This is a genomic window from Paenibacillus sp. A14 (genome assembly GCF_036864815.1).
Taxonomy (GTDB): domain Bacteria; phylum Bacillota; class Bacilli; order Paenibacillales; family Paenibacillaceae; genus Fontibacillus; species Fontibacillus sanfengchensis.
Genome location: NZ_JBAGJD010000024.1, coordinates 21,140 through 34,148, shown reverse-complemented (window position 1 = coordinate 34,148; position 13,009 = coordinate 21,140). Strand labels below are relative to the sequence as shown.

Below are 13,009 nucleotides of genomic sequence, written 5' to 3'. Positions count from 1 at the left end.
AGTAAAATCGACAATTGGACCTATAACAGCGAACAAGATACATGGACATGCACGGCTGGGCAAACGCTCCATTTCCGGAGAGGGAGTAAGGAGAAAACAGAAAGTGGGTATGAAATCGAATACCGACATTACCGAAGCTCCGGCTGCGAGGGTTGTCCGTTAAAGCCGCAGTGTACACAAGCCCAGGGTGATCGTGAGATCAAAGTTAGTATGAAGTATTTGCGGTTAAAGAGCCAGGCAAGGCAAAAACTCCGCAGTGAAGAAGGTTATGCCTTGGCCGTAAGGCGCATGATCGAGCCGGAACCTGTGTTTGGCGATATGAAGAACAACCGAGGCTTTAAAAGGTTTCTGCTTCGAGGCTTACAAAAAGTAAGTCTGGAGGTCGGCTGGCTTTCCCTTGCCCACAATTTGCTTAAGAAAGCCGCCGTAGACTCCAAAAAAGAAGGAGCTAAGCGAAAACAGCCCGCTTAGCTCCTTCTTTTTTTACAAATATCATCCTATTTTGTTGGAGAGGGTGTTCCAAAGTTTACTTTTGGGACAGCCTCTTTGATTTTGGCGGGTAAACGCCATCCTTCGGAACCTTAACGCATAATGCATAATGCAGCCGTTGCCGGGGGATGGTTTTTTGTAATATTTCCAGTTTGATTTTTTTAATCGTCGCACGAACTTTTTTGTCCGCCTTCCCGTTACAGGTACAGATACGATCCGCGCGGAGTTATCGAATTTGTTTTGGGAAAAGAGGATGTTCATGATAGAAATTAAACACTTATCCAAAAAATACCGGAGAGGCGGCTTGGCCCTGAACGATGTCACGCTGACGCTCCATGAGGGGATGGTGGGCTTGCTCGGCCCGAACGGAGCGGGAAAATCGTCGCTGATGCGGATTCTCGCCACCCTGGTGGAGCCCACCTCCGGCGGGGCGTCGATCAACGGAATCCCGCTGCGCAAAGCGGAAGATATCCGCAAAATCATCGGCTACTTGCCCCAACAGTTTCAGGTCTACCCGCAGTTGACGGGAACCGAGTATCTAGACTACGTGGGGGCGATGAAGGGGATAAATGACCCCAAGCGGCGCAAACGGGAAATCGAGCGCCTGCTGGTGGAGGTCAATCTCCAGGATAAGGCGGGGAAACGGATAAAAACTTACTCCGGCGGGATGAAACGCCGTCTCGGCATCGCCCAGGCTCTGCTCGGATCGCCACAGGTGCTCATCGTCGATGAGCCTACGGCGGGACTTGATCCCGAGGAGCGCGTCCGTTTTCGTAACCTGTTGACGCGGTTCAGTCTGGGGCGGATCGTGCTGCTCTCCACCCACATCGTGGCCGATATCGAGAGCAACTGCCGCCAGATCGCCGTCCTGGACCGCGGGCACGTCAGAATGACCGGCGACTTGTCCGAACTGCAGGAGTATGGCAAGGGCAAGGTGTGGGAGGGAGTCGTCAGCGAGGAGCAATTCGCAAGACTCGACCCGATGTCGATCGTCTCGACACGCCGGACGGAGGATGGACTGCGCTGCCGGATCATCGGCGACGCCTCTCCGGCCGGTTCCGGCGCCGTACAGGTCCGACCTACCCTGGAGGATGGATACCTGGCCCTGCTGCGGACCGGCTCAAAGGAAGGTGCCTACAGCTATGAGTAAGTGGGGGAGGCAATTTGGTTTTGAATTGGCGATGCTCTTTCGCAATCCGTGGCTGCCGGCACTGCCCGTGTTCTTCGCCCTGCTTAACGGGTGGACGCTCAGTCGGGTTTCTCCTGATCAAAATTTGTTTCAGGAAGCCTACAACATGCACGCGTTAATTCAAATCATGACGTTGGGACTGGTTATGTTTCTCGGCATATTGAGTGTCCGCCGGGATATCCGCCGGCCCTCTTATGAATGGAGCGCGGTGCTTCCGGTTTCATACGGAACCAAAGTTTCCGCCAAATATTTGGCCGGTGTACTCTATTGCTCCCTTTTTACGCTCGCGGCCGCGGGCCTATACGCCTGGTTTTCGGGACGTCAAGGCGTGCTTCCGGAAATTACCCGCGAGTATACAACCTTTTTTGCCATGACATATGAGGTGTCCTACCTGGTTACCTTCGCCTTGGCCATGCTGCTGGCGATTGCGATTCCGAACCGGGTCGTCTATCTCATCGGCTTTTGCGCCTGGATGTTCGGCACCTTCTTTACGGATATCTTTCTGATCGATAAAGCCGGCCTCGACCTGTTGCGGACCTTTCATTTGAACCGGCTGTTTATTACGGAGGGAGCGCCGATTGACGCTTGGGGGATTGATGTCCTTGGGAATGAGTTGTTTTATTCCCGTACGTTTGTGCTCTCCTTTACGCTCCTGCTGCTGGCGGTCGGCGTAACGGTGCTGGACCGGATACGCCCGACCAAGCACAAGCTGGCGGTGTGGACGGCCGGAGGACTCGCCCTGCTGCTGGCGGCCGGCGCGTTTGTCCCTTACGGGCTGATCTGGAAAGAGCGGTACGACGGTTACCGGGCGAAGCTGGCCGATCCGGGACTGGAAATGATGGAAGAGGACGCTCCCGAAGGGAAGCAGACGGATATGTTTGCCATCGAAGGCTATGATATTACCCTGAAAAAACGGAAGGGAGATTTTCTGGACCTACAGGCAGTCCTTGATATCCCGGCTGGGGAGTTGAGCGGGCGGAGCGAGATACATCTGACGTTAAACCGGAGCTTTCAGGTCAAGGAGGCCAAGATAAACGGCGAATCCGCCCCTTTCACCCATAATGGCGAGCGGCTGGCGATTCAGCTTCCCGAGGCCGGGGATGCCGCGCTTAAAGTTGAGGTCGCCTACGGCGGAACCCTGTTCGATTATGCACCGGGCTTCCAGGGGCAAGGCTCCGTCTATGCTTTTGCCAAAGGAAAGAGCTTGTTCCTTCCGGGATATATCGCCTGGTATCCGCTGCCCGGTTATCAATCCGTTTACGTAAAGACACGGCACGGCAAAAAAAGTCCTGGCATTGAATTAGGCTCCGTCTTCCAAATGCTGGTTCAGGGAAACACCTCTTTGAAACTGAAGGCGGAAGGCTTCGCATATCCGTTATATACGAGCATTCCGGAAACGAAACGGCAGGAAGGCGCGCAGCTATTTGAGGGACAAATCAGGGATGGGCTAAGCCTGTTTGGCGGGAGTTTTACGGAACTGACCGAACCGGGTTTTCCGGGGAAGGTGGTGACGTCCCCCTATGATCAGCGTTTCGGAAATCTGGTGCTGCAACGCTGGCAGGACATGTACGGGTATTTTACCGGCTGGGTGGACCATTTTAAACCCCGGTTGACTCAACTGCTGTATCTGCCGAGTTACAGTTATATCAGTTACAGCGTGGAGAACCAGGCCTATATTATGCCGAACGCTCTCGATACCGAATATTTGGCCAAGATGGTGATGAATGAAATGCTGCTGGGCAGCCGGCGGGACGAGGATCCCAACCGGAACGTCCAGGAGGATATTCGGCTCCAGCTTCGCGCCTTGATGTGGTATGTTTATCTTCGCGAAGAAGAGGGATTTAGCGCCGAGACTTTAGCGCAAGGCGAAGAGGGGGCCTATCTGATTTACGAGTTATATTCCAATGAGAAGGAGAATGATCCGGATCGCTTGGGATTACGCATGATGAATCAAGTGGCCGAGGCGCTGGATCAGGGGAAATACAAGCAGGTCAAGGAAATACTTAACGTTTTTTACGCGAAAGGGTTGGAAGTTCGCAATTCGAACGATGAAGCCGCAGGCGAAGAGGGTAAAATACCTTATACCGAATGGGAACGGATATGGAAGCGGGTGATGGGCCAATGAAAACGGCTTTGGACCAATTCCGTCGGGGCCTTTCTTTTGACTTCAAGCTGCAAAAGCAGCCTGTAGCCGGACTGGTCGTCTTGATATTTCTGCTGTACTTGATCAGCATTCTGACCGGCGATCCGAACCGGCCAAGAACAGTATATTACTTTTCCGAGATGGGCATGTTTCCCCTCGTTATCATGCTGACCCTCGTGATGTTCCAACGGGAACTCGGAGGAGGGGGGATGGATGTGATAGCCACTTACCCGGTATCCCTTCGCTTGATCGCCTTGCGGAAATGGCTGCTGGCCTTAGTGTACGCCTCCGTATTGAATGTAGGATGGATGCTTGTTTACTTGGCGAAGTTCGGAGAGATCAAGACGTTGATGTATCCCTGGTCCGGGGGAGAAGGGGGCAAGCTGAGCACGGGAATTCCCGCGCTTATGCTGCAGAATTTGCCTGCGTTCATGCTGCTGTCTTCCCTGACCCTGGCCGGGATGGTTATTTTCCGAAAAACTTATGGCGGACTTGTATTCGGGTTTTCTGTCTGGGTTTTAGATACGATCAGCAGTGGCCAACTATTGAAGGGATTCACGCTATATGTCGAGTTTCTTCCCATGGACGGCTCATTTGTGGTCAATCGTCTTGTTCTGCTGGCGGGTGCCGGGGTATTGCTGGGGTTCACGCTATGGCTGATCGGGAAAAGGGACCGCTGGATTGTTGAGGAAGAAGAATAAACGGCAGAAGACGGGATGAAAGAAATATAAATTGAAACGACAAGGAACGGGAGAGGAGGAGAGGCATGATTTCCGATCAACAACTGGCGGAGCGCATGGCCCAAGGGGAACAGGAAGCTTTCGAGCTGCTGGTTACCCGGTATCACGGGCCTCTGCTCAGCTATATTACGCAGCAACTGGGAGACCGGGCGAAAGCGGAGGATTTGGTGCAGGAGACGTTTATAAGGCTGATTCGGCATCTGGAAAGGAACGGGGCGCTGGATCAGCTCCGGCCCTGGCTGTACAAGGTGGCGCTGAATCTGTGCCGGGATTACTGGAGGAGCGCTTCTTTCCGCTCCGAGTATGCGGCGGCCGACGAGATGCCGGAAGATACGGACCCCTCTCCGGGAGCCGAAGAGTTGCTGGAGAGGCAGGAAGCGGTGGAGCAAATCGCCGAATCGCTGGCCTGGCTGCCCGAGGTCCAGCAGAATATCGTACGGATGCGCTTTTTTCACGAACTGAAACTGCAGGAGATTGCGGAGATGCTGGAAATACCGCTAAGCTCGGTCAAATCCCATTTGTACGGAGCGCTGCGCAAGCTGAAGCGGGCGCTGTCCAAATCATCGGAATTTTCCTCCTCCGACTTCGGAAGGCGAATAAAGAAAAAACAAGAAAGCGAGGTGTATCCTCATGAACCCCTCCATTGATCGTGAATTGGCCCAGTTGGAAAAGGAACTGTCCGAGCCGCTGCGCCAAGCCGTCCTACCGCCGCCGTGCCCTTCGGAAACCGCGGCATTGATTGCCTCTCTGCAGCCGGAGTTCGACGTACTGAAAGCCAAAGCGGCTTCTCCTTCGCTGGATTTTAACCCGCAGGTAGAAGCGCCTTCCCTGCGCAAGCTGCTGTGGAGCCAGTTCCGCTTAAACCGTAAATCGCTGATCCTGGCCGGTTCCGCTGTTTTTCTTATGCTGATTTTGCTGATCGATCCGGAGCACCCTTATCGGGTTTTGCTGTTCGGGGATTCTATTCCGAGCGGGTTGTTTCCGGTCATCACACCGCTTATGCTGATCGCTTCGATGCTGTTCAGCTATCGCACCTGGGACCGCGGGATGCGGGCCGTGGAAAGCATTACCCCTTACCCGCCGGCGCTGGTGATCTACAGCAGAATGCTTATGGTGATCGCGCTGATGTTGAGCTGGGCGCTGATCAGCTCGGTGATTGTCGGGCTGCGCGTTTCGTGGGCGGGGGAAGCGTCGCTGCCGTTTATTCCCTTTTTGCTGGAATGGCTCGGGATCTCCATGATGACGGCAGGAGCGGCCATGTACGTGTTGTTTCGCAAAGGCATGAACCTTGCTTGCGGAGCAGCCTCCGCCGCCTATATCCTCTGGTTCGTCCTGGAGGAGTATGCGCGGTCGCATGGATGGACGTTGGACGCTAAAGCCGCGGTGGATGGGCTTATGTTGCTAGTCGGTGTACTATTGCTCCTGCGTTCCTACTACCGCAGCCTGCGAATGAACGGCGGTCCGGACGGGGGAGACCGGGGATGATCATGCTGGAAAATGTACGCCACCCTATGGGGGAGCTGACCCTGGAAATCGGAAAGCTCCGCATTCCCCCGGGGCTGACGCTTCTGGTCGGAGCCAACGGAGCCGGAAAAACAACGCTGCTGGAGCTTCTGGCTACACTGCAATTGCCCCGGAAGGGGGAGATCCTGTACCGCCAGCGGTCCGCCGCCGAAGATCTGCCGCTGCTCAGGAGCCAAATCGGCTATGTGCCGGCCGAGATCGAGCTGTACGAGGAAATGACAGTCTATCGGCTCCTTGTCTATTTGGCGGAACTGAAGGGCGTGTATCAGCGGGAATGGATCGAGGCGCTGCTGTCCGATTTTCGCCTGACTCCTTACCGGAATCAAAAAATCAAAACGCTGTCGCTGGGGACTCGCCGCCGCATCGTTCTGGCTCAAGCCCTCTTGGCCGCGCCTTATTTTCTGTTTCTGGATGAGCCGCTTAATGCGATGGATACGGCCGAGCGGAAAATGGCGATCAGCTACTTGTCCCGTTATGCCGCAGGACGAACCGTCGTCGCCGCCGTCCACGAAATGAATGAATGGGACGAAGCGGCAGACCATGTCATTTGGCTCGACCGGGGAAGGATCGGTTATGAGGGAGGAAGTCGCCGCTGGAACGGAGACTTGCCTTTGGAAGTCTGGGAGGGGCTTGTAACCCGGGAGCAGTTCGAGAACTGCCCCCCGGGGAATTTAATTCACTTCCGTGAGATGGCGGACGGCATTCATGTTCGTCTGATCGGCGGGAGCCGCCTTTTCCCGGGTTTGACTTTGGCGGAGCCGACCCTGGAGGATGCTTACTTCGTCCGCCAGTACGGACGGGACCGCGTGGTGCGTTAAGAACGTACGGCTCACTCCGCGGACGAAGTCGGTTCCCGATACAGTTTAAACAGTACGAAGTACAATCCGACGCTAATTAGGGAAAAGGCCAGAATGAGGCTGAATATTCCCATCGGCGGCACGAAACCAGCCAAAAAAACCGTCACCGGGGCCAAAAACTTACCGATGGTGTTCTGCAAGCTGTCCGCTCCCATATATTGTCCCCTTGCTTCTTCGGGCGCATAGCGGCTTATAAAGCTCAACGTTACCGGCGATCGCACGATTTCCCCAAAGGTAAAGACCAGGGTAGCCAGAAACAGAAACCAGATGTTGGTGCTGAGCCCTAAAGCAAAAGTGCCGAAACCGGCAAGCAGCGAAGAAAGGATGAACACATTCCGGTCCCGCCAATGGCGAAACCATTTGGTTACGGGCAGTATGAACAGTACGAACAGCAGCCCGTTGAAACCAAGCAGCCAGCCGTAAATCTGTTTGCCGGTGAGAAGCAGGGAGCCTTCTTTCCAGGTCAGCAAAGCTTGGGCGGGAACATCGCGAATGACGTAAACGGACATATATAGATCCAACTGCATGATAGGTACCAGCGCGAAAATTCCCGCCAGAATATAAACCAGAAAGATCCGATCCCGAAAAATGACGCCATATTCCTTCCATTGTTGGAACAGGACCCGGGTTATCGAAGCGGGAGCCGATGGAGCCGATGCCCAGCGTTGGGTCCCGGGAGGCTTCGTTTCGTGAACGATGAAAAAAATGGCGGCAAAATACAGCAGCAGCACGGCAGCGCAGGTCCACAACAGCTCCTGTCTGTATTCAAAAAAGAAAATCGCTCCCATTACCGGCCCCAATACGGCGCCGATATTGTTAGCCGTCATAAATGTGGCGAAAATCTGACGGCGGTCGGAATCCGGGACCAGATCGGCGACCATGGCGGTGCTCGCAGGTCTGTAGATCGCGCCGCCGATGCCGATGCCAATAAAGGCGGCATAGTCGACCCAGTGGGAAGGGGAGGCCGCGAACAGGGCAAACATAAGCGTTTGCAGCAGAGCTCCCGCCAGCATCACGGGGCGCCTTCCCAAACGGTCCGTCAGGGCGCCGCCGAGCAGGCTTCCGATCATACTGAATAACGGAGGTATCGACATGAGCAGGCCGGCGGTATGCGTGCCCATCCCCTCTGCAAAATAGACGGTGATAAAGGGGAAATACATCCAAAACAGCATATTGAACAAGCCTTCCCCCATCAACCGGACTTTCAAGTTTAGATCCCATAAACGTATTTGCACCGAATCTCCTCTTTTATAGCTGAAAATTCCCGGCCGGGTATACAAAATATAGAATAAGTCCCGTCCAAAGTATAGACTTATAATTCGTGATGAATTATACTAATATTATGAAAAGCGAATAGCGGTAGCTTTATTTGAAATGTACCATAAATCGAACGTAAGTTCTTAGATGTGAGAGGCGCTTCCAGAGGAAGCGTCTTTTTTTAGCGCTTGGCCCGGTTGTGAACACGGTTATATTATCTCACGTATCCCCTCTTGTATGATGGGAGTTGTCCATAGATTAGGAGGAAAGGGGGACATGAAGGATGGAATACAATATTGGCGAATTCTCGGCTCTGCTCGGGATCACGCGGGACACGTTACGGTTATATGAGAAGCACAATATAGTCCAGCCCAGCAAAGATGAGAAGAACAGCTACCGGTATTTTGATGATTTTGATGCGAGGGATCTTTTGATGAGCCGCTGGTATCGGAGCCTGCAGTTGCCCTTACAAAGCGTGGCGGATATGATGCAGCAGTCGACGTTGGACAGAATTAGGAAGGAAGTGGGCGACAGCCGTCATAGCTTGCAGACTCAGATTCGCAGAAGCACCATGCTCCTGGGAAAGATCGACGAAATTTGCCGGGACCTTGAATCTCTGGAGGCTACGATGAATCAATGCCATATTAAAACGAGACCTGGCATGTACCGTTTAAAGCAAACGAATAAGAACCGCCTGTTGAGAAACGATGCCCTGAAATGGGATGTAACTACCTGGATGGATATGCTTCCGTTTACGTTCTACTCCTTCCGAATCGAGTCGGGAGAGACGGACGCGGACGAGCAGGATGACTGGGATTACAACTGGGGATTAACCTTGATGGAAGACGATGTGCGAAGCTTGGAAGTAACCGTGCCGGAACAAGCGGAATATTTGCCTCCGGCCATCGGCATCTCCGCTTCGATCCGGGTGCATCAGAAAGAGAATATATCGAAATCATCTTTAAGCTTTATGTTCGATTACTTGCGGAATAACGGATATAGTTTGCGGGGCGACATCGTCGGACGGATTATTGTGAATGAAAAACGGGAGAACCAAACCTGGTATTATCTTAAAGTATATATGGCGGTTTGACGCGGAACTATACCGGCGATTTCGCTTGACCTTGGTGCTGCACTAAGGTTTAAACTTCAGGGGTAGCCTGTGGGTGGAGCAACTTTAGTGCACCATTATAAGTGAAAAAAATCACATTATTAGGCTGTTTAAAGATACTCAATCAGAACGAGTAAAAAGAGAGGGAAGAATCAAATGAAACAGGGATGGATGAAAGTCATTTTACTCAGCTGCTGTTTTTTGCTGATTACAGCTGTGCTGGGTGGTTGTCAAGGGGATAAGGTGAATGAAGCCTCCGGCGGATTTAAAGCGGGCAAATATACGGGACAGGCCGAAGGAAAGGACGGAACTATCAAGGTAGAAGTGACCATGGAGCAGGCGGACCGCATCAAGGATATTCAGGTTATCAGTCAAACGGAAACCGCGGGTTTGGGAGATAACGCGATCGAACAGGTCAAAAATCAAATTCTTGAAGGACAGACCCTGTCCGTCGACGCGGTCAGCGGAGCGAGCCTTTCCAGTCAGGCCTTGTTAACCGCGGTTGAAGACGCGGTGAAACAGGCCGGGGGAGATCTGGAGACGCTGAAAGCCGCTAAGATCAAAAAGGCCGGCGAAGGCAAAACGGAAAAACTAGTAGCGGATGTCGTTATAGTCGGTGCCGGAGCCTCAGGGGTGTCGGCGGCCGTAACGGCAGCCGACAAAGGAGCAAAGGTCATCATTCTCGAGAAGACCGGCGTTATTGGCGGGGCGAGCAACCTCTCCTGGGCAGGGAAGTTCTACAACTCCTCGGTCGCTGTGGAAAACGGCGTGAAAGTAAACGTGGAAAAAGAAATCGCCGATTGGATTGTCAATAACCACTGGAGAGTGGATGCGGCGGCGATCCGACAGTACGTCACACAATCCGGTGAAACTTACGACTGGCTGAAGAGCAAAGGCTACGAGACTACGTTTATCAATTTTGCCGGGGAGCAGTTGCATATGCTGCCGGCTTACGAAACCCGGGAGAAGCTGCTGCGTCATATGTTGGCCGAATCCGTAGAACAGCATGGCGGACAAGTCTTGACGGAAACAACGGCCAAAGAACTCATGACCGGGCATCATGGAGAGGTGACCGGCGTTAAAGCGGTAAAAACCGACGGTACCACCTTGGAAATCACAGCAAAAAGCGTAGTGATGGCGACCGGTGGATATGCCGGGAATAAGGAAATGGTCAAGGAGAGCTTCGGTTTTGAAGGCGTCAACGGAGGTTTGGGTCAAAATGTGGGCGAGGGGCTGAAAATGGCCTGGGCAGCCGGAGCGAAGGTTCCGGACAACTTCGGCGGTCAGATGCTTCACCAGACCTTGGCTCGAGCGACGGCGAAGTTGAAGAAAGAATATTCTTCCTTTGAAGCCAGTTATCCGCTGATGGTGTCCTATCTGCCTAATTTCATGAACGTCGGCCCCTCAGGGGCAAGATTCCGGGATGAGGCGGCTACGCTCACTTCCGTAGCGGCTGCCAATACGAGTGCGTTTAACGGACCTTACCATTTGGTGATCGTGTCTAAGTCGCAATTGGACGCCCTTACCTCAAAAGGTATGAAGGGGGTTAAAGCGCCGCAGCTTCCCGGCATGCCGCCGGAGTTCTATGCCGATTTCAAGGATCGGTTTACGCTGGAGCAGCCGTGGGACAACGCGGAGAGTGTGTTTGAATCGATGGTGAAGAACGGGGACGGTTACAAAGGCGAGACGGTTGAAGAACTGGCCCAAAACGCCGGCATGGATGTTGAGGTCTTCAGCGCAGCGTTCAACAACTATGCGGAAGCCACCAAAACGGGGACCGATACGGAATTCGGGAAGACCAAGGAATATCTGTTGCCGATGGGAACGGAAGGTCCTTATTATGCAGTGATCGCCGAGGTCAACAACTTGGGTTCGGTCGGCGGGCTGCTGGTCAACACAAAGTTTCAAGTGCTGAATGACAAGCGGGTACCGGTCAAAGGCTTGTATGCGGTCGGTTTGGAATCCGAGGGCGTATTGTTCAACGATACATACGTGGGCAATGGGGTCGGACTCGGCTATTCCTTTACGTCCGGTCGTCTAGGTGGGGAAAGCGCTGCGGCGGAAGCGTTAGGTCTATAGACCAGCGAGGGCTGAAGGATTTTTATATAAAGTAAAATTGTACGGCGGCAGCCAGCTCCTATTCTCCTCGGAGCTTGATCTGCCGTCGTTTTGATTATGCCGCCAAACAGCAAGCCATAAATCTCTCTGCCAAGGGATAACCGGGGACTATTACGGTGCGTTATTTTAATTCACAGTTTTTTTATCGGATTTCCTATTTTCAAATCACATTTTATGTGAGAGAATAGTGAGCAATATATGATGAACAAACTTCATAAAGCCATTTAAAGGAGGAGTCACCCATGTCAGAAGAACGCCAATTTGCACCGGAAACCCTCGCGATTCATGCGGGTCAGGAAATCGATCCAACCACATATTCCCGCGCGGTTCCGCTTTACCAAACGACTTCCTACGGTTTCCGCGATACCGAACATGCGGCTAACCTGTTCGGCCTCAAGGAGTTCGGCAATATTTATTCGCGGATTATGAATCCGACGAACGATGTGTTTGAGAAACGCGTTGCCGCGCTGGAAGGTGGGGTCGGGGCGCTTTCGACGGCGTCGGGACAAGCGGCGATTACCTTCTCGATTTTGAATATTGCGGGCGCCGGGGATGAAATTGTCTCCTCGTCCACCTTGTATGGCGGGACTTATAATTTGTTCGCCAATACCTTGGCGAAGCTTGGAATAAAAGTGAAGTTTGTGGATGCTTCGAATCCGGAAAACTTCCGCACCGCCATTACGAATAAAACCAAGGCCCTGTTTGCTGAAACCATCGGAAATCCGAAAGGCGACGTGCTCGATATTGAGGCCGTGGCGGCAATTGCCCACGAGAACGGGGTGCCGCTGATCGTCGACAATACGTTCCCGAGCCCGTATCTTCTTCGTCCGATTGACCATGGCGCGGACATCGTCGTTCATTCGGCCACGAAATTTATCGGCGGGCACGGCACGTCCATCGGCGGCATTATCGTGGACGGCGGCAAGTTCGATTGGACCTCGAACGACAAGTTCCCGGGGCTGACGCAGCCGGATCCGAGTTATCACGGGGTCGTGTATACGGAGGCGGTGGGGCCGCTCGCATACATCATCAAGGCCCGCGTTCAATTGCAGCGCGATTTGGGCGCAGCGCTGTCGCCGTTCAACGCCTGGTTGCTGCTGCAAGGCTTGGAGACGCTGCACCTGCGGGTCGAGCGTCACAGCCAGAACGCGCTCAAAGTGGCGCAATACCTGGAGCAGCATGAGCATGTGGAATGGGTCAGCTATGCGGGACTCCCGAGCCATGCATCCTACGAGCTCGCCAAGAAATATCTGCCCAAAGGGCAAGGGGCCATCCTGACCTTCGGCATTAAAGGCGGGGTCGAAGCCGGCCGCAAGCTGATCGAGAACGTAAAGCTCTTCTCGCATCTGGCCAATGTCGGCGATTCCAAGTCGCTGATCATTCATCCGGCCAGCACAACGCATCAGCAGTTAAGCGAGGAGGACCAACTCGCGGCGGGCGTCAATCCCGAGTTGATCCGTTTGTCCGTAGGCACGGAATCCATCGACGATATTATTTATGACCTGGAGCAGGCGATCGCCGCCAGCCAGGCCTAATTCCAATCCATAAAGCGAAAGCCGCTGTTCCGGGATCACGGTGATA

The 13,009-nt window shown here is 53.5% G+C and carries 11 protein-coding genes; 10 read left to right on the top strand and 1 reads right to left on the bottom strand.

From position 1 onward, the window contains the following. The 7 genes from V4U88_RS26600 to V4U88_RS26570 all read left to right on the top strand — a co-directional run. On the top strand, positions 1–471 hold a 471-nt coding region (locus tag V4U88_RS26600; protein WP_334075811.1), incomplete at its 5' end, for a transposase. 277 nt (positions 472–748) lie between these two features. Then, on the top strand, positions 749–1,639 hold the full coding sequence (locus tag V4U88_RS26595; RefSeq protein ID WP_334076195.1) for an ABC transporter ATP-binding protein: 891 nt from the start codon (positions 749–751) through the stop codon (positions 1,637–1,639). Further along, positions 1,632–3,803, top strand: a complete 2,172-nt coding sequence (locus V4U88_RS26590; RefSeq protein ID WP_334076194.1) for an ABC transporter permease — start codon at positions 1,632–1,634, stop codon at positions 3,801–3,803. Before V4U88_RS26595 ends, V4U88_RS26590 begins: the two co-directional genes overlap by 8 nt. Next, positions 3,800–4,522 (top strand): hypothetical protein, encoded by a 723-nt coding sequence (locus V4U88_RS26585; RefSeq protein ID WP_334076193.1) that lies wholly within the window; start codon positions 3,800–3,802, stop codon positions 4,520–4,522. Before V4U88_RS26590 ends, V4U88_RS26585 begins: the two co-directional genes overlap by 4 nt. A 65-nt stretch (positions 4,523–4,587) precedes the next feature. Next, positions 4,588–5,208 carry an RNA polymerase sigma factor gene (locus V4U88_RS26580; RefSeq protein ID WP_334076192.1) on the top strand — a complete coding sequence of 207 codons (621 nt, stop codon included), beginning with the start codon at positions 4,588–4,590 and terminating at the stop codon, positions 5,206–5,208. Then, positions 5,192–6,046 (top strand): hypothetical protein, encoded by an 855-nt coding sequence (locus V4U88_RS26575; RefSeq protein WP_334076191.1) that lies wholly within the window; start codon positions 5,192–5,194, stop codon positions 6,044–6,046. Before V4U88_RS26580 ends, V4U88_RS26575 begins: the two co-directional genes overlap by 17 nt. Then, complete coding sequence (locus tag V4U88_RS26570; RefSeq protein ID WP_334076190.1) at positions 6,043–6,903, top strand: ABC transporter ATP-binding protein; 861 nt, start codon at positions 6,043–6,045, stop codon at positions 6,901–6,903. The genes V4U88_RS26575 and V4U88_RS26570 overlap by 4 nt, the downstream gene beginning before the upstream one ends. Before the next feature lie 11 nt (positions 6,904–6,914). Here V4U88_RS26570 and V4U88_RS26565 read toward each other — a convergent pair whose 3' ends face one another. Next, the gene (locus V4U88_RS26565) at positions 6,915–8,177 is read right to left on the bottom strand and encodes an MDR family MFS transporter (protein WP_334076189.1); all 1,263 of its coding nucleotides are present in this window, start codon (positions 8,175–8,177) and stop codon (positions 6,915–6,917) included. A 305-nt stretch (positions 8,178–8,482) separates the two neighbouring features. On the opposite strand from V4U88_RS26565, the gene V4U88_RS26560 reads away from it, so the two are divergent. The 3 genes from V4U88_RS26560 (at position 8,483) to V4U88_RS26550 (ending at position 12,963) form a co-directional block, all read left to right on the top strand. Next, positions 8,483–9,292: a MerR family transcriptional regulator gene (locus tag V4U88_RS26560; protein ID WP_334076188.1), complete on the top strand. Its 810-nt coding sequence runs from the start codon at positions 8,483–8,485 to the stop codon at positions 9,290–9,292. 174 nt (positions 9,293–9,466) lie between these two features. Continuing rightward, a complete protein-coding gene (locus tag V4U88_RS26555; RefSeq protein ID WP_334076187.1) occupies positions 9,467–11,389 on the top strand; it encodes an FAD-binding protein in 1,923 nt (640 codons plus the stop codon). A 281-nt stretch (positions 11,390–11,670) separates the two neighbouring features. After that, positions 11,671–12,963: a homocysteine synthase gene (locus V4U88_RS26550; RefSeq protein ID WP_334076186.1), complete on the top strand. Its 1,293-nt coding sequence runs from the start codon at positions 11,671–11,673 to the stop codon at positions 12,961–12,963. The last annotated feature ends 46 nt before the right edge of the window (positions 12,964–13,009 follow it).